This window comes from Thermoanaerobaculum aquaticum (genome assembly GCF_000687145.1).
In the GTDB taxonomy this organism is placed as follows: domain Bacteria; phylum Acidobacteriota; class Thermoanaerobaculia; order Thermoanaerobaculales; family Thermoanaerobaculaceae; genus Thermoanaerobaculum; species Thermoanaerobaculum aquaticum.
The window spans coordinates 21,952-38,153 of record NZ_JMFG01000001.1 but is presented as its reverse complement, the minus strand read 5'-3'; the positions used below and the strand labels follow the sequence as shown (position 1 = coordinate 38,153).

The window sequence follows — 16,202 nt, the reverse complement described above, 5'->3', positions numbered from 1 at the left end:
GGAAGTCTAGACCCTGCTTAGCAGGTACGGAACCGTCACCACCACCTTGCCAAAGGAAGCCCGTCCCTGCAGGAAAGCGTGGGCTGCCGGCAGCTCTGAAAACGGGAAAACCCTTCCGATCACCGGCTTGAGCTCACCACTTGCAACTTTTTCGCAAAGCACCTGGTAGCGTTCGGCCAGGTGCGAAGCCAGGTGCGGCACCAAAGAGAGGTTAAAGCCCGAAAGCGTGCGGCAGGACTGCAGCAAGGCCCTAGGGAAAACCACACCCATGCGCAAGAGCTCTACCGCTGCCTTGAGGTAGCGGATGCGCCGGCGGCCCACCGCCGAGGCAAAACCGAAGAGCACGTAGCGCCCATCGGGCCGCAAGGCCCGCCACCCGATCCGGAAGAGCCTTCCCCCCACCGAATCCAGCACCACATCCACGCCGTCGGCCAACGCTTCTGGATAGGCCTCGTAGTCCACCACCTCCTGGGCCCCCAGTTGCCGCACCAGCTCCCGCTTGGCTTCGGTGGAAGCCACCGCCAGCACCTGCGCTCCCGCCCGCATCGCCATTTGCACGGCGATTGTCCCCACCCCACCGGCCGCCGCCAGGATGGCCACCCTTTCACCGGGGCGCAGGCGCCCCACGGTAAAAAGCGCGTGGTCAGCGGTGAGCCCCGTGACCACCAGGCTGGCTCCTTCCACAAAAGAAAGCCCCGGCGGTAACGGGCGCAGGTGGCTGGCCTTCACCACCACGTACTCCCCATGCCCGCCGAAGATGGGAACGGCCGCCACCGGCGTTCCCACCGGCGGTTCAGACACACCCTCCCCCAACGCCGCCACCTCCCCCGCCACTTCCATGCCGGGCACGAAAGGGGGCCTGGGGGTATTGGGGTAAACGCCTGCTCGCGCCATGCAGTCGGCAAAGTTCAAGCCGATGGCGCGAACCCTCACCAGAGCCTGACCGGGCCCAGGTTTGGGATCGGGGAGCTCCGTCAGCCGCAAAACTTCAGGAGGACCGTAGCGGTGCGCAACCCAGGCCCGCATGAGGGGGCTTTAGGCTTCTTCCGCTGCCGTTGCCGGCCGCGCCAGGTTGGGGAGCATGCTGCGCAGCTTGCCCTCCAGCTCAGCCATGAGCTCGGGGTGCTCCTTGAGGTAAGCCCGGGCGTTTTCCCGCCCCTGGCCGAGCCGCACGTCACCGTAGGAAATCCAGGTGCCGGATTTGGTGAGCAAGCGGTGCTCGATCCCCAAATCCAGGATTTCGCCGGCGCGGGAGATGCCCTCACCGTAAAGGATGTCAAACTCCGCCACCCGGAAGGGCGCCGCCACTTTGTTTTTCACCACCTTCACCTTGGTGCGGTTGCCCACCACCTCTTCTCCGGACTTGATCGGCGCAATCCGGCGAATGTCCAGGCGCACCGAGGCGTAAAACTTCAGCGCCCGGCCGCCGGTGGTGGTTTCGGGGTTGCCAAACATCACGCCGATCTTTTCCCGAATCTGGTTGATGAAGATCACGCAGGTTTTGGACTTGGAAACCACACCGGTGAGCTTGCGCAGGGCCTGCGACATGAGGCGGGCTTGCAACCCCATGGAAGCGTCGCCCATTTCCCCTTCCAGCTCAGCCCTGGGCACCAGCGCCGCCACCGAGTCAATGACCACCACGTCCACCGAGCCCGAGCGGATAAGGGTTTCGGCAATTTCCAGGGCTTGTTCGCCGTTGTCCGGCTGGGAAACCAGCAGGTTGTCCACGTCCACCCCGAGCTTGGCCGAGTACTCGGGATCCAGGGCGTGTTCCGCGTCAATAAAGGCCGCAAGGCCCCCAAGTTTTTGGGCTTCAGCGATGACGTGCAAGGCCAAGGTGGTTTTCCCCGAGGATTCGGGGCCGTAAATCTCCACCACACGCCCCCGGGGCATCCCCCCAACGCCCAGGGCCGCATCCAGCCCCAGGGAGCCGGTGGGGATCACCTGCACGGCCAGCGCTTCCCGCTGACCCAGGCGCATGATGGCGCCTTTGCCAAACTGGCGCTCGATTTGCGACACAGCCACTTCCAAAGCCTTGAGCTTTTCCTGACTCACATCACCCATTGTCCACACTCCTTCCCGCGGCGTGGCACGGGACTGGATAGCCTCCGCCAAGGTACCACCCGTCTACCCACAGGTCAAGACTTTTGCGCCGGAAGACCCTCAGGCGTAAAGCGGTACCCCACACCCCGCACCGAGTGAATATACCGCGGGCGGCGGGGATCGGGTTCAAAGTAGCGGCGCAAGCGCACGATGAAGTTGTCAATGGTGCGGGAAGAGGAGCCGTACTTGTAGCCCCAAACCCGCTCCAGGATGAGCTCCCGGGAAACCACCTGCCCCTGCAGCTCCACCAAAAGCTTCATCAGCATGCATTCCTTCTCGGTTAGCTCCACCTCGCCGTGGGGGCCTTTGGCCTTAAAGGTGCGGAAGTTGATCTCGCTGTCCCCAAAGCGGAAAACCCCGCGCTCGGCAACCGGGGTTTTGAACCACTCCTGCCGCCGGAGGATGCCCTTTATGCGCAGCACCAGCTCTTCCAGCAGGAACGGCTTGGTCATGTAGTCGTCGCCACCCTGGCGGAGCCCCTGAAGGCGATCGGCGTCCGAGGATTTGGCGGTCAAGAACAGGATGGGCACGCGGTTGCCCATGTCCCGCAGGCGCTGGCAAACCTCGAAACCCGAAATCCCGGGAAGCATCACGTCCAGAACCACCAAATCGAAGTCTTCGTTGGCCAAGCGCTCCAGGGCCTGCTCGCCGTCGTGGACGACGGTGGCCTCGTAGCCTTCAAAACGCAAGTTGTGGGCCAACGCCTCAGCAAGGTGTTTTTCGTCTTCCACCACCAAGATCTTAGCTGCCATGGCTCACCTCATCGTTATCGTACTCCAACTCCCCCTCTCCGTCCACTTGCTGGGCACCGGGGAGGATCAACCTAAAGCTTGCCCCCTGGCCGGGACCGGCACTGGAGGCCACCAGCTTGCCCCCGTGCGCCTTGGCAATCTCCCTGGCCACAAAAAGGCCGATGCCGGTGCCGGGGGTGCGGCGGGCCACCTCATCGCCGCCCCGGTAAAACACCCCAAAGATCTTAGGCAATTCCTCGGGGGCAATGCCAATGCCGTTGTCACGCACCTCCACAACGGCTTGCCCATGCTCCACCCAAAGCTTCACCCACACCCTGGGATCCGTAGTGGAAGCGTATTTGAAGGCGTTTTCCAGCAAGTTTGAGAGGATGATGGCCACGCCTTCCCCGTCGTGGGGCACCATGACCCCCGGGGTGATGTCAGCTTCCACCTTCACCCCTCGGGCCTCCGCTCGTACCTGGGCGCTCAAGAGCTCTTCCTCCACCAGCTGCGAAAGGTCAGCCAGTTGAATGTTAAGCCGGTGCACACCGGAGGCAAAGCGGGTCAGCTCCAGCACCTTTTCCACCAGGTTCTGCAGGCGCTCAGCATCGGATAAGGCGTTGCGCAAAAACTGCTCCTGGGAGGGGCCCTGGGCCCGCCCCGAAAGCACCGTTTCCAAGCTCAAACGGATACCGGCAATGGGCGTTTTCAGCTCATGGGTCACCGCGGAAATAAAGTTCTGCCGCTGCTGTTCCAAAACCGCTTCCTGGCGCAGCATGCGCCAGAGCAGCGCCACCACCGCCGCCATCCCCACCCAGAAGAAGACGCCCTCGCTCACCACCATGAGCACCCGCCGCTGGTAGCGGATGGTGGCGACCTCCCACTGCTCCCGGTCCGGCGCCAGCGCGTAACCCGCCACCGGCAAACCCAAGGGCACGGTTTCGATCCCTCGGGGGCGGGGGGCGTCGGGGGGCACCAGCCACGCCCCCGGCTCTTCCTCCTCCACCCAGCGGCTTACCACCTCCAGCGGCAAGCCCAGCTCGGCTACCAAGCCACCACGCACGGGTACCAGCAGGGCAATGCCCCCTTCTCGCGCCTCCCACTGCCGTTCCTTGAGGTTGCGGGGGATCAGCACCAGGGAGGAAAAGGGCGGTTTTGGCGAGGGCACCACGCCTCCGGCTGGCAGCGAGGCCTCCAGCCTTGCCAAGCGCTCCTGCACCCGCGCCGCCACCCGCCGCAAGCCGTCCACCATGAGCTGGCGTTCCAAGCGCAACCGCACCCCGTTTTCCCGCAGGGAATAGACGACCCACCAGGTGAACTGAGCGTTCAGCACCACCGCCAGCACCACCAGCACCAGCACGTGGCGCATGGCAAATCGGCTCTCGGCACGCATGGGGCGAGTATAGCGAAAGGCAAGTTGACAGCTCTTGCAACGGCTTTCACAATCGAGACGTGAACGAGGCCCGCTTCTTGCTGATCGCTTCCGGAACCGTGGTGCCCATGACGCAAGAGGGCCTGTTCTTTTCTGCTGACCTTTTGATCAAGGGCAACAGGATCATCCAAGTAGCTCCTCACATCCGCCCACCTGAGGGTTGCCAGGTTTTGGACGCCCGAGGCTGCCTGGTGCTGCCGGGTTTTGTGCAAACCCACGTCCATGTGGTGCAAAGCCTGGCCCGCAACCGCGCCGATAGTCTTTCGCTTTTGGATTGGCTTTCCCGGCGGATTTGGCCCTACGAAGCGGCGCTCACCGAAAGCGAGGTGGCGGTGGCGGCCCGCCTGGGGGTTGCTGAGCTGTTGCTTTCCGGCACCACCGCCGCGCTGGACATGGGCACCGTGCACCACCATCACCAGGTCTTTGCCGCGGCCGCCGAGCTAGGCATCCGCTTTGTTTCCGGCAAGTGCCACATGGACCGCGGGGAACAGGTCCCCGAGCCGCTCTTGGAGGACCCCGAAACCTCACTGGCCGAAGCCGAACAGCTGGCCGCCCGCTGGCACGGCGCGGCTTCCGACCGCCTGCGCTACGCAGTGGCCCCGCGCTTTGTGCTTTCCTGCTCGCCCGAGCTGCTGGTGGGTTGCGTGGAGCTGGCCAGAAGCCAGCACCTCATGCTTCACACCCACGCCAGCGAAAACCAAAAGGAAACTGAGCTGGTGCGTTCCCTGACCGGCAAAGGCAACGTGGCTTACCTGGCCGATTTAGGCCTTGCCGGACCGGATACCGTGCTGGCCCACTGCGTGCACCTGGAGGACGGCGAATACGAGCTCATGGCCCGCCGGCAAACCGGCGTGGCCCACTGCCCCGGGGCCAACCTCAAGCTGGGCTCGGGCATTGCCGATTTGCCCCGGCTGCTGGCCAGCGGCGTGCGGGTGGGGCTGGGAGCCGACGGTCCCCCCTGTAACAATCGGCTGTCGATCTTTCACGAGATGGCGCTGGCGGGAACCCTCCACAACCTGCGTCACGGGCCAGGGGCTATTTCCCCCTGGCGGGTCCTGGAGCTGGCCACCTGGCGGGGGGCGCAAGTTCTGGGCTGGGGGCAGGAGCTGGGCCGTCTCCAGGAGGGCTTTCTCGCCGATGTGGTGGTGCTTTCCCCCAGCTTGAGCTGGGAGCCCTGGGGCGATCCCGCCAGCATGGTAGTCTTTGGGGGCGGGGTAGCGAACGTGCGACACGTGGTAGTCAATGGCCAAGTGGTGGTGGAGGAGGGAAGGCTCCTCACCGCCGATGCCGCCGCCATCCAACAGGAAGCCCGCCAGGCGGCCCAAGCGCTGGCCGGGAGGCTGGCCTGGCCATGATCCTCCGCCCCCGCTACCGCATTGAGGAGCTGGACCAGTACCTGGCCAAGCGGGACTACGGCGCTGCCCTATCGGCCATTGCCGAAGAGCTCAAAAAACACCCGGAAAACTTCAACTTGCTCTTGCGGCAAGCAGAAATTTTGGGAATGGCCGGCGATCGTGGGCACGCCATTGAGGTTTACCGCAACCTTGCCCGGCACTTTGCCAAGCAGGGTCGCTACTCCATGGCCATTGCGGTGACCAACAAGATCCTCCGCTTGGACCCCTCCCAAACCGAAGCCGCCGAAGAGCTGCAGGCGCTTTTAGCCGCGCAAAAGGAAGAGGAAGAAAAAGCAAAAAGCCGGCTGCTGCAAGCTGCCAGGACACCCACCCCACCGCCCAGGGTCACGGTGTCCCAGGCCCCGGCCCCTGAGCCTCCCCCGCCACCCCCGGCGACTCCCCAGCCCGCTCCGGAAAGCGAAGCGTTGCGCTTCTTCTCGGCGTTCCCCAGCCCGGCCCTCACCGAGCTTCTGGGTTCCACGTCGGTTCGCTCCTACGGACCCGGCCACGCCATCGTCCGGGAGGGGGAGTACGGCGATTCGCTGTTCTTAATCGTGGAAGGCAACGTGGTGGTGGAGGGTACCGACCCCCACGGCAAAAAGGTCACGCTGGCCACCCTGGGCCCCGGGGATTTCTTTGGGGAAGTGGCGGTGCTCACTGGAAAGCCGCGCACCGCCACGGTGGTAGCCCAAAGCCCGGTCACGGTGATTGAAATTTCAAAGGAAATCCTGGCGGAAATTTGCCAGCGGCACCCGGAGGTGTCGGCGGTTCTCGACAAGTTTTACCAGGAGCGGGCCAACGCCACGGTAAGCGTGATGCTGGCCCGTCTGCGGGAAGCCCCATGATTCGCCCCCTCTGTCCCTTTGTCGCTCGCTTCTTCCGGCTAGCTCAGGGAGAGCCGGCTGCCCCTGCCTTTTTGGATGCGGATGGACACCTCCTGGCCCCCCGGGCGCTGGTGGCCCAGCAGAGCGAGCTTTTAGCCGAACTTTACGGGCGCCTGAAGCTCCCCCACCGCCCCGTGGTGCTTTCCCTGGCCAACGGACCGGCCCTGGTGGCTCATTTTTTGGCCTTGCGCAGCCTTGGACACCCCGTGGCTCTGGCCGATACCACCGCCCCGTACCCGGAGCTGGCGAGGGTCGCCACAGCTTTGGGGGCAGGGGCGCTGGTGGCCAACATGGAGCGGCTGGAAAAGGGCCAGGAGCTCATGCCCCCGGGGGTGGGGGTGGAGCGGCAGGACACCAAGCCCGTCCCATTTCCCAAAGGCACAGCGGTTTTCAAGCTGAGCTCTGGCTCCACCGGCGAACCGCAAGCCTTTGCCGCGGCGGCGGCGCAACTCTACGCCGATGCCGTGCATATCTTCAGCACCATGGGTTTGCAGCGCAGCGATCGCACCTTAGCCGCCATCCCCCTCACCCACTCCTACGGGCTCGGCTCGTGCCTGGTGCCGCTTTTGGTGTGGGGAACCCCGCTGGTGCTGCCCTCCTGCAACCTCCCGGCCGCCCTGGCCCACACCCTGGCCGTGGCCAAAGTCCAGCATTTCCCGGCGGTGCCCGCCATGGTTCGGGCTTTGGCCTCGCTGCCGGACCTGCCCCCCTGGCCTGCCCTGCGGGTTTGTCTCACCGCCGGCGCCCCCCTCACCCCCCGCGACGCCGCTGCCTTTTTTGCCGCCACCGGCCACAAGCCCCACGTTTTTTACGGCTCTTCCGAATGTGGGGGCATCACTTACGATCGCACCGACGCCTGCCCGCACCAAGAAGGAGCGGTGGGAACGCCCCTGGACGGGGTGAGGGTGGACGTGGTGGACGAGGAAGGCAATCCCCTGCCGGCGGGCACCGAAGGTCGGGTGCGGGTGCGCTCCCGGGCGGTGGTGCTGGGCGCGGTACCCCCCCTGGCGGATGCGAAGGTACTCACCCCTGGGTGCTTCCTCACCGGCGATGCGGGCTTTTTCGATGACCAGGGCGTCCTCCACCTCACCGGCCGGCTTTCGGAAGTGGTGAACGTGGCGGGTAAAAAGGTGCACCCCGAGGAGGTGCGCCGGGTTTTGGAAGCGCTGCCTGGGGTATTGAGTGCCGCGGTGGTGGGGGTGCCGGATCCTCACCGGGGTCAGGTGCTGGGGGCGGTGCTGGCGGTGGCGCCGCAGGCGGGGCTCACCGTGCATAAGGTCATTAGCTACTGCCGCTCTCGTTTGGCGCCTTACAAGGTGCCGCGCAAGGTGGCGCTGGTGCCCGAGCTTCCCCTCACCGCCCGGGGCAAGGTCGCCAAAAGGGACCTTTTGGCGCTTTTGAACGGCAAAAAGACCCCCGCTGAAAGGTAACCCGCAGGTCCATGGGGTGGTTAGCCAGGAGTTTTCGGGTCAAAAGCGAAAGCCAGCGCAAGGATGGTAGTCTTTTATTATGACGGCCGAAGCCGGAAGCCGGCGCTTCTTGCTCCTTTCTGCTGGTGATCGCCTGGCCGCCGTAGACGCCCGGCAAGTGCGCCGCATCCTCCGCGCCTTGCCCACGGTTCCGCTGCCTGGAGCGCAGCCGGAGCTTTTGGGGTTGGCCGAGTTTGGAGGGGAACCGCTGCCGGTTTTGGATCTGGCCCAGCTCATTGGCGCCAAACCTGGTCAGCCCGCAAGCTTCCCGGTAACAGTTGTGGTCTGGGTGGGTCCCCCATCCCAGCGGGAGCTGGTGGGCCTGGCCGCCGATGCCGCGGTGGATTTGGTGTTTCTCAGCCCAGAGCAGGTGGTGCCCACCGGCGAGGGCCTGGTGGTGGGAGAGGCAGCCCTGCCCCAAGGGACAGCCGAAGTTCTGGACCTCTCGCGCTTAGGAGCCTTATGAGCAGGGAAGCGTACCTCCTTTTTCGTCGCTTTGGCTGCCTCTGGGCCTTGCCCGCCCAGCACGTGACGGCCATTGCTCCCGGCTCCACGCCGGAAATTCACCTTGGCCACGCCGCCGTCGCCGCCGACGAGGTGGTGGGGGTTTGCCACGAGCTTCACCAGGTGCCTGCCGGCCGCACCTTGGGGGCCTTTTGGCCCTATCGCTGCCAGGGCCTGGGACTTTTTGAAAACCAGCCTACCGTGGTCCTGTCGCCCGACCACGTACCGCCTTTGCTGTGCAAGGGGGAGCCATGAAAGAGCAGGAAAAGACCGTGATGCTGGTCCCGATCTTCGGGGTGGTGCTTTTAGGCCTTTTGGGCCTGCTGGGTTTTTCGGGGGTTCTGGCGGCCACTTATTACGGCTTGCCGCGGTGGGTTTTCGACACGTACCTCGTGGTGGCTTTGGGCATCCTGGGCCTGTACATCGGGTTGGTGCTGCAGCCCGCCCGCAAGTTCACGCGCCGGTTTGCCCGCCTGGCCGCGCAGGCGGAAAAGACCGAAAAGGCCTTTGAACACGTGCTCAAGCACCTCCAAGCGGGGGACTTGGTGGCCGCCCAGCAGGCCGCCCGCGAGCTACCAGAACAGGTGGAGGACCAGTTTTTGTCGGCCAACCGGGCGGTAAGCGCCCTGGTGCAGCAAATCCTCACCAGCTCGGTGGATATTGCGGTGGCCGGCCAAGAGGTGCAAAACACCGCTTCAGAGCTAGCTTCGGGCTCTTCCGAACAGGCCGCAGCGGTGGTGGAAATCACCGCCACCATGGAGGAGTTGGCCCGCACCGCCGCGCAAATTGCCACCAACGCCGCCAACCAAGCAGACCTGGCCGCGCAAGCGGAGGAAGCGGGGACCATGGGTGCCGCTGCTGTGGAGGATGCGGTGCGGGGGGTAGAAGAAGTGCAGAAGCGCATTGCCGCCATTGCCACCCGCGCCGATTCCCTGGGTACCCGTTCCCGGGAGATCTACCGGGTTTTGGACCTCATCACCGAAATTGCCCAGGAAACCCATATTTTGGCCCTCAACGCGGCCATCGAGGCCACCGCCGCCGGTGAGCACGGCAGGCGTTTTTCAGTGGTGGCCGATGAGGTGCGGCGTCTGGCGGAGCGCTCCCGGGAATCGGTGGAATCAGTGCGTACGCTCCTCGAGGAGTTTTCCGCCTCCATCCGCGCCACGGTGGTGGCCACCGAGGAATCCTCCAAGGAAGTGAGCAAGGTTTTGGAGCGGGCCAGGGCGGCCACGGCCAGCATCGAGCAGCTGCGGGGGGCGGTGAGCGAAACCGCCCATGCCGCCCGCGAGATTTCCCTGGCCACCCAGCAGCAGCGAAGCGCTTCCGACCAGGTGGTCCTCACGCTGAAGGAGGTGAGCCAGGTGATCCAAAAGATGGCGGAAGGGTTGAAGGCTTTCTCCGCCACCGCCGAACGGCTCAACCAGCTCGCCCTGTCCATTCAGCTTTTGACCCAGTCCTTCCACCTGGACTCCCCCCGCTCGGTCAAACACATCGCCCAGACCCTGGCCGACGCCCTGGGGGCAGAAGCTGGCCACTGGGAAGCTCTCGACAGCACCTTTGTCCAAGCCCTCAAACAGCACCGCTTTCTGGAAAACGCCTTCCTCACCGACCCCGAAGGCAACCTGGTGGCGTTTACGCCCAACCCCGAGCTGCGGCTTCCCGATACTGCCATCCCGGTGGCGGTGGGTCAAAACCTCTCCGAGCGCCCCTGGTTCCAGGCGGTCATGCGGGACAGACGGACGACCCTCACGCCCGTCTACACCTCCCTGCTTACCGGTCAAAAGTGCTTTACCGTGGCAGCGCCGGTCTATGACCCGCAAGGTCGTCTGGCGGGGGTCTTGGGGTTGGATGTGAACGCCACATCTTGGACGAAGATCGTCGCGTGAACAGCGAGCTTTCCGATCTCCTGCCGGTTTTTTTGGCCGAAGCTTCCGGTCGCCTGGAGCGCCTGCACACGCTCTTGCCGCGCCTGGAAGAGGACCCCGAAAGCCGGCGGGAAGCCCAGCGGGAGCTCCACACCCTCAAAGGCGCGGGGAGAATGCTCAAGCTTCCTTCCCTTGCCCAGCTCTGCCACGAGCTCGAGGAGCTGGTGCAAAAGACGCCCCCGGGGTGGCTCGCTTCTCTGCAAAGGGGCCTGGACCAACTGGCCTCGGCCCTCAACCAGCTGGGAAAAGAAGGGCAAGAAGCACCCACTTCAGGACAAGAGGCAGCGGCGCCCGCTTCCGCGCCCGACCACGTGCGCCTGTCCAGTCGCGATTTGAATACGCTGGCCGACCGCGCCACGCGCATCCGCATCCTTGCCCGGGGGGCTCGGGTCTTCCACCAACGCCTGCGCGAGCTGGCAAGGCTGGCGCAGGAAGGGCTCCACGAGGAAGACCCCAAGCAGCTTTTGGCGGTGGTGGTGACTACCCTGCGGCGGCTGGCTCTGGAGCTAGAGCTGGGCCAAACCCGCCTGCAGCGGCTGGCGGAGGCTCACCTCGACCACGCGGTGAGCTTGCAAATGCAGCCTCTAGGCCCCTTCCTCCAGAACCTGGCCCGCCACGCCCGGGAGCTGGCCCGGGAGCTGGGCAAAGACGTGCAGGTGCTGCTGCGCGGTGAGGACGTGAGGTTGGATCGGCGCATTACCAAGGAGCTGGAGGAAGCCCTCATTCACCTGGTTCGCAACGCCGTGGACCACGGCTTGGAGCCAGCCGCTGAACGAGCCGCAGCGGGCAAGCCTACCTCCGGCACCCTGACCCTGGAAGCCACCACCTCGGGGCCGAGAGTTCGGCTGGTGGTAACCGACGACGGCCGCGGCATTGATGCCGCAAAGGTGGTGGAAAAAGCCATCGCCCGGGGCCTCACCACCAAGGAGGAAGCGCAGGGGCTGAGCCCCGAAGCGGCGTTCCGCTTTCTTTTCCTCTCCGGCTTTTCCACACGCGAGGAGGCCGGCGCGGTTTCCGGCCGCGGCATCGGCATGGACGCGGTAGCTGCCGCCTGCGCCCGGGTAGGGGGCGAAGTGGAAATCACCTCCACCCCGGGACGTGGCACCCGCGTCACCCTGACCCTGCCGGTAGCTCAGCGGGGGGAAGAGGTCCTCATCGTCAAGGTGGGCGAGCTCAAGCTGTTGTACCCCAAGTCCGCGGTGAAGCGCTTCCACCTGCTTCCCGCGCAAAACGTGGTGGAAAGGAGCTCCCACACCTTCGCGCGTTTGGGTGACAGGTTGCGCCCCTTTATCTCCACCCACCGGCTCTTCGCCCAACCGATCCCAGCGGTTCAAGTGCTGCTTGAAGGCGAAGCCGCGGGGGTGGAAGTGGCGGTGGCGGTGGATGCGGTGTTAGGGGAGGAGGAGGTGGTGGTGCGCGACCAGACCCACTCCCAAGCCTTCCCCTCCCGTTTCTTTTCGGGGGCAGCGGTCACCGCCAGCGGCGAGCCCATGCCTTTAATCTCGCCCCTGGCCCTGCAACAGGCTCGCGTGGCGCCTACCGCCAAGGCGGCACCCTCAAAGCCGGTGAGGAAAAGCCTCAAGGTGCTGCTGGTGGATGACTCCTTCGTCACCCGGGAAATGGAGCGCAGGTTGCTGGCCGATGCCGGTTTTTCGGTGCTGGTGGCCGGGGATGCCCAGGAGGCCCTCACCATCCTGGCGGAAAACCCTGTGGACTGCTTGATCACCGACATTGAAATGCCGGGAATGGATGGGCTCGACCTTACCCGCCACGTGCGCTCGCTGCCGCAGCTGGCCCACTTGCCGGTGATCGTGGTGTCCACCCGTGACCGCCCCGAAGATCGCCTGGCGGGGCTCGCGGCCGGCGCCGATGCTTACCTTGCCAAGCAAGGCCTGGATGCCACCGAACTGGTGGCGCTGGTACGCCGTCTGGGAGGGCGGGGCTGATGGTCCGGGTACTCATCGTGGACGACTCCCCCACGGTGCGGGCCGTGCTCCGTCGGCTGCTTGCCTCCCATGCCGATTTGCAGGTGGCCGGTGAAGCCACCAACGGCCAGGAGGCCGTGGATTTGGTGCTCAAGCTGCGGCCGGATGTGGTGCTCACCGACGTGGAAATGCCGGTGATGAACGGCCTGGACGCCATTGGGCGCATCATGGAGATGCGGCCCACGCCGATCTTGGTGATCACCTCCCGCGCTACCCGTGACCGCTTGGCCGTGGCCTTCGAGGCCGTCCGCCGGGGGGCCTTGGAGGTTTTGCCCAAGCCGGAGGCTCCGGAGGGTTGGAAAGAGCTGGCCCAGCGGTTGCCGGAGCTCGTTCGCACCGCCGCAGGTCTTCCCGCCCATCGCCCGGTGCTCAAAAGCCCCCGCCGCCTTCCCCGGATAGCACCGCGGGTGGTGGAGTGGATCCTCCTGGGGGCCTCCACCGGCGGCCCCGGGGCGCTCCGGGCCTTTCTGGCGGCGCTGCCTCCGGCCGTCCAGGTCCCCATCCTGGTGGTGCAGCACATTGCCCCCGGATTCGAAGAGGGCCTTGCCCATTGGCTGGCACGGGAAACCGGCCGCGACGTGCGGGTGGCGGAGTCCAGGGAACAACTCAAGCCGGGGGCGGTGAGGCTCGCCCCCGCCAACGCCCACCTGCGGCTGGCGGCAGACGGCACCCTCGAGGTGGACACCGAGACCCCCCCGCGGCAGGGGCACCGCCCTTCGGTGGATGTGCTTTTTGAGTCGACCCTGGCCCTGCGGCCGGCCCACGTGGTGGCCGTGCTCTTTTCGGGGATGGGCAGCGACGGCGCTTCGGGGCTTTTGCAACTGAAACGGGCAGGGGCCGTAACAGCAGTGCAAGACGAGGCAAGCTCGGCGGTGTTCGGAATGCCCAAACAGGCTCTCGAGCTGGGGGCAACCGAGGTGGCCCTCCCTCCCGAAGAACTCGCCCACTTTGTAGCCGTGACTTGCGGGGAGGAAGGATGAACCGGACCAGGGTATTGGTCATTGATGACTCCCACCTGGCCCGGGCGCTGGTGGTGCGCGCCCTCACCCAGGCTGGGTTTGAGGTTCTGGAAGCCGCCGACGGCGTGGAAGGCGCGGTTGCGGCATTCCGCACCTTGCCTCATGTGGTGCTCACCGACCTGGAAATGCCCACCATGGACGGCAACCAGCTCCTCCGCCTGCTCAAGAGCGACCCGGCCACCGCCTCCATTCCCGTGATCATCCTCACCAGCCACGGGGAGGCACCCTCGCGGTTTTGGGGGTTGGCCACCGGCGCCGATGCCTACATCACCAAGGACGCCTCCCCCCAGGAGCTGGTGGAAGCCGTGGAAAAGCTAGCCTCCCGCTCCAGCCCCACGCCCAAGGTCACGGGTCCCTTGCCCCAAGGGCCTCTGGACGTGCTGGCGCGGGTTGCCCGCACACTGGACCAGGCGCTCATGAAGGCCACGCTCACCAGCTCGCTTTTGGCCCAGGGCATGGGCAGCCCGGATTTGGTCACCGCTTGCCGTCGCGTGGTGGGGCTCTTGCGGGAAGTGGTTGACGGGGAGGTTTTTGCCCTGGGGGTGGCGGAAGCGCACACCGTCAGCATGTACGTGAACGCCACCTCGGAAATACCGCTGGCGGCTTTCGATGCGGTGAACAAAGCGGTTTTAGATCGTCTGCCGGTAACCCCGGGGGCCGAGGTGGAACTCACTTACGACGGCGAACACAACCACGACCCTTTCCACCAGAGCCTGGAAGTCCTTCAGTTTTTCCAGCTGCCGTTACGGGATGCCGAGGGGGTCCTGGCCATCCTGCCCAAAGACAGTGCCTCCTTTACCGCCCTTTCGCTGCCGCTGATTTCCGAGCTGGTGAACCACCTGGCCCTGGTCCTGGACAACGCCCGCTTGGCCCAGAGGCTGCGGGAGCTTTCGTCGTTGGACAGCCTCACCCGCCTTTTGAACCACCGCTCCATCTTCGAGCGGCTGGGGGAGGAGCTGGTTCGTGCCAACCGCCGCGGGCTGCCGGTTTCCGTGGTCCTATGCGACTTTGACCACTTCAAGAACATCAACGACACCTACGGGCACCTGGCCGGTGATGCGGTACTGCGGGCTGCGGCTCAGCTCTTCCGGCAATTATTGCGCACCTCAGATGCCCTGGGTCGTTACGGGGGCGAGGAGTTCATGATGGTGCTCCCGGAAACGGGTCTTGAAGCAGGCGCCCACACCGCTGAGCGGTTGCGTCAAGCGCTGGCAAAACAGAGTGTTGCCCTGGCTTCCGGTGACAAGGTCCATATCACCGCCTCTTTTGGGGTGGCCTGTAGCGCCGAAGTGGTGGGACCTCCAACCCCCGATGCCTTGGTGGCCTTGGCCGACATGCGCCTTTACCAGGCCAAGGCCGCCGGCCGCAACTGTGTCAAGCCCTAATGCCGGCGCCAGCGCTCCCTGAGCCTTCCGTCAGACAGCTGGCTCAGCTGGTAGAACAGGTCAGCGGCAACGTGGTGCCGGAGAGCTTTTTCCCTTTCCTCGCCGAGGTGGCCCAGGAGCGGCGTGTGGCCCGCGGTTTTGCCAACCTCTCGGACTACGTCAAGGCCCTGGCCTCGGGCCGCCTCTCCGAGGAGTGGCGACAGCTTCTGGCCGCCATTACCATCAAGGAATCATCGTTCTTTCGCACGCCCCAGCATTTCGAGGCTTTGAAGGATCAAATCATTCCGCTTTTGGTGAAAACAAGACACGCGTCGCGCACCTTGCGCCTGTGGAGCGCGGGGTGTGCCCGGGGGGAAGAGCCGGCCACCCTGGCCATGGTGCTGGCGGAGCACCCGCTGCTTTCCGGCTGGAGCTGGAGCATCCTGGCTACCGACGTGGACGAAGAAGCCCTGGAAGCGGCCCGTCGGGGTTTTTACAGTGAAAGAGCTGTGGCTGCCGTGCCTGCCGAGCTCAAAGAGCGCTACTTCACGCCCCAGGCCGGCGGTTGGCTGCTCTCCCCACGTCTTTTGCAACGCATTACTTACCGCTATTTGAATTTGATAGCGGAACCGTTTCCGTCCTTCCCGCAACCCTTCGACATCATCATGCTCCGCAACGTGCTCATTTACTTTCGGCTGGCCTCGCAAAAGCGGGTGCTGGCCAACATCGCCACAGCCCTGGCCCCCGATGGCTTTTTGTTCCTGGGGCCGGCAGAAACCGTGTGGCAGGTGAGCGACCGCTTCGAGCCCGTGGATTTGGGCACCTGCTTCGTGTACCGCCCCCAGGTTGCCGGACGCTCTACGCCCACGCGCCCCAGGCCCACACCGCCAAGGAAACCGCAAAAGCCCGCGGTTCCGGAAAGAAAAACGCCGCCGCCTCAGCCCAAACAAGAAGCGCCACCGGCAGCGCCCAAGCCCGAAACCGAACCACTGGCGGAAGCGGTGGCGTTTCTCACCCAGGGCCGCCTCGGGGAAGCCCAGGAAGCGTTACGCCAGCTTCTGGCCGCCAACCCCGCGGACGCCCAGGCCCACGCCCTGGAAGGCTACATCCACGAGGTGGCAGGCCGCCCTGCGGAAGCCATTGCCGCGTTTCGTGCTTGTCTTTACCTGGAGCCCGACCTCTTCCAGGCCCGGCTGCTCTTAGCCCACGCCCTCCGGCGCGCTGGAGAAACCACCCGCGCCCAGGCGGAGTACCGGCACTTGTTGAGCACGCTGGCCGGCGGGGGTGGAAGAGAGCTGGACCGCTTAGCCGCGCTTCCACTTCCCACCCGCGAACAAGCGGCCCGGCAAGCCCAAGCGGCCCTGGAGGGGCTGCAAAGCCCTTAAAGAAAAC

Annotated in this window: 14 protein-coding genes; 10 read left to right on the top strand and 4 right to left on the bottom strand. The window is 65.2% G+C overall.

Annotation, left to right across the window (positions count from 1 at the left end):
• Positions 1 to 6: 6 nt before the first annotated feature.
• The 4 genes from EG19_RS00160 to EG19_RS00145 form a co-directional block, all read right to left on the bottom strand.
• A complete protein-coding gene (locus tag EG19_RS00160) occupies positions 7 to 1,026 on the bottom strand; it encodes a quinone oxidoreductase family protein (protein ID WP_038046133.1) in 1,020 nt (339 codons plus the stop codon).
• Positions 1,027 to 1,035: 9 nt separating this feature from the next.
• Positions 1,036 to 2,055: a recombinase RecA gene (recA, locus tag EG19_RS00155; RefSeq protein WP_152543824.1), complete on the bottom strand. Its 1,020-nt coding sequence runs from the start codon at positions 2,053 to 2,055 to the stop codon at positions 1,036 to 1,038.
• An 83-nt stretch (positions 2,056 to 2,138) separates the two neighbouring features.
• Positions 2,139 to 2,855 (bottom strand): response regulator transcription factor, encoded by a 717-nt coding sequence (locus EG19_RS00150; RefSeq protein WP_038046131.1) that lies wholly within the window; start codon positions 2,853 to 2,855, stop codon positions 2,139 to 2,141.
• The gene (locus EG19_RS00145; protein ID WP_038046130.1) at positions 2,845 to 4,227 is read right to left on the bottom strand and encodes a sensor histidine kinase; all 1,383 of its coding nucleotides are present in this window, start codon (positions 4,225 to 4,227) and stop codon (positions 2,845 to 2,847) included. The genes EG19_RS00150 and EG19_RS00145 overlap by 11 nt, the downstream gene beginning before the upstream one ends.
• Before the next feature lie 59 nt (positions 4,228 to 4,286).
• Between EG19_RS00145 and EG19_RS00140 the strand changes: the two genes are divergently transcribed.
• The 10 genes from EG19_RS00140 (at position 4,287) to EG19_RS12085 (ending at position 16,195) form a co-directional block, all read left to right on the top strand.
• A complete protein-coding gene (locus EG19_RS00140) occupies positions 4,287 to 5,621 on the top strand; it encodes an amidohydrolase family protein (RefSeq protein ID WP_053334676.1) in 1,335 nt (444 codons plus the stop codon).
• Positions 5,618 to 6,505: a cyclic nucleotide-binding domain-containing protein gene (locus EG19_RS00135; RefSeq protein WP_038046129.1), complete on the top strand. Its 888-nt coding sequence runs from the start codon at positions 5,618 to 5,620 to the stop codon at positions 6,503 to 6,505. Before EG19_RS00140 ends, EG19_RS00135 begins: the two co-directional genes overlap by 4 nt.
• Positions 6,502 to 7,974 carry a class I adenylate-forming enzyme family protein gene (locus EG19_RS00130; RefSeq protein WP_038046128.1) on the top strand — a complete coding sequence of 491 codons (1,473 nt, stop codon included), beginning with the start codon at positions 6,502 to 6,504 and terminating at the stop codon, positions 7,972 to 7,974. The genes EG19_RS00135 and EG19_RS00130 overlap by 4 nt, the downstream gene beginning before the upstream one ends.
• Positions 7,975 to 8,053: 79 nt before the next feature.
• The gene (locus EG19_RS00125) at positions 8,054 to 8,479 is read left to right on the top strand and encodes a chemotaxis protein CheW (RefSeq protein WP_038046126.1); all 426 of its coding nucleotides are present in this window, start codon (positions 8,054 to 8,056) and stop codon (positions 8,477 to 8,479) included.
• Entirely contained in the window at positions 8,476 to 8,772 is a 297-nt protein-coding gene (locus tag EG19_RS00120) for a hypothetical protein (RefSeq protein WP_038046124.1), read from the top strand. Before EG19_RS00125 ends, EG19_RS00120 begins: the two co-directional genes overlap by 4 nt.
• Positions 8,769 to 10,403: a methyl-accepting chemotaxis protein gene (locus EG19_RS12095; RefSeq protein ID WP_053334675.1), complete on the top strand. Its 1,635-nt coding sequence runs from the start codon at positions 8,769 to 8,771 to the stop codon at positions 10,401 to 10,403. Before EG19_RS00120 ends, EG19_RS12095 begins: the two co-directional genes overlap by 4 nt.
• Entirely contained in the window at positions 10,382 to 12,388 is a 2,007-nt protein-coding gene (locus tag EG19_RS00110) for a hybrid sensor histidine kinase/response regulator (RefSeq protein WP_081799775.1), read from the top strand. The genes EG19_RS12095 and EG19_RS00110 overlap by 22 nt, the downstream gene beginning before the upstream one ends.
• Positions 12,388 to 13,407, top strand: a complete 1,020-nt coding sequence (gene cheB, locus EG19_RS00105; protein WP_038046120.1) for a chemotaxis-specific protein-glutamate methyltransferase CheB — start codon at positions 12,388 to 12,390, stop codon at positions 13,405 to 13,407. The genes EG19_RS00110 and cheB overlap by 1 nt, the downstream gene beginning before the upstream one ends.
• Positions 13,404 to 14,831 carry a GGDEF domain-containing response regulator gene (locus EG19_RS12090; RefSeq protein ID WP_053334674.1) on the top strand — a complete coding sequence of 476 codons (1,428 nt, stop codon included), beginning with the start codon at positions 13,404 to 13,406 and terminating at the stop codon, positions 14,829 to 14,831. Before cheB ends, EG19_RS12090 begins: the two co-directional genes overlap by 4 nt.
• Positions 14,831 to 16,195 carry a CheR family methyltransferase gene (locus EG19_RS12085; RefSeq protein ID WP_053334673.1) on the top strand — a complete coding sequence of 455 codons (1,365 nt, stop codon included), beginning with the start codon at positions 14,831 to 14,833 and terminating at the stop codon, positions 16,193 to 16,195. The genes EG19_RS12090 and EG19_RS12085 overlap by 1 nt, the downstream gene beginning before the upstream one ends.
• Positions 16,196 to 16,202: the final 7 nt, after the last annotated feature.

Excerpts from the sequence above, each read along its gene's own strand:
- EG19_RS00125 (WP_038046126.1), top strand. The coding sequence starts at position 8,054 with ATGACGGCCGAAGCCGGAAGCCGGCGCTTCTTGCTCCTTTCTGCTGGT.
- EG19_RS00135 (WP_038046129.1), top strand. The coding sequence starts at position 5,618 with ATGATCCTCCGCCCCCGCTACCGCATTGAGGAGCTGGACCAGTACCTG.
- EG19_RS00150 (WP_038046131.1), bottom strand. The coding sequence starts at position 2,855 with ATGGCAGCTAAGATCTTGGTGGTGGAAGACGAAAAACACCTTGCTGAG.
- EG19_RS12095 (WP_053334675.1), top strand. The coding sequence starts at position 8,769 with ATGAAAGAGCAGGAAAAGACCGTGATGCTGGTCCCGATCTTCGGGGTG.
- EG19_RS12090 (WP_053334674.1), top strand. The coding sequence starts at position 13,404 with ATGAACCGGACCAGGGTATTGGTCATTGATGACTCCCACCTGGCCCGG.
- cheB (WP_038046120.1), top strand. The coding sequence starts at position 12,388 with ATGGTCCGGGTACTCATCGTGGACGACTCCCCCACGGTGCGGGCCGTG.
- EG19_RS12085 (WP_053334673.1), top strand. The coding sequence starts at position 14,831 with ATGCCGGCGCCAGCGCTCCCTGAGCCTTCCGTCAGACAGCTGGCTCAG.
- EG19_RS00120 (WP_038046124.1), top strand. The coding sequence starts at position 8,476 with ATGAGCAGGGAAGCGTACCTCCTTTTTCGTCGCTTTGGCTGCCTCTGG.
- EG19_RS00160 (WP_038046133.1), bottom strand. The coding sequence starts at position 1,026 with ATGCGGGCCTGGGTTGCGCACCGCTACGGTCCTCCTGAAGTTTTGCGG.
- EG19_RS00130 (WP_038046128.1), top strand. The coding sequence starts at position 6,502 with ATGATTCGCCCCCTCTGTCCCTTTGTCGCTCGCTTCTTCCGGCTAGCT.
- EG19_RS00145 (WP_038046130.1), bottom strand. The coding sequence starts at position 4,227 with ATGCGTGCCGAGAGCCGATTTGCCATGCGCCACGTGCTGGTGCTGGTG.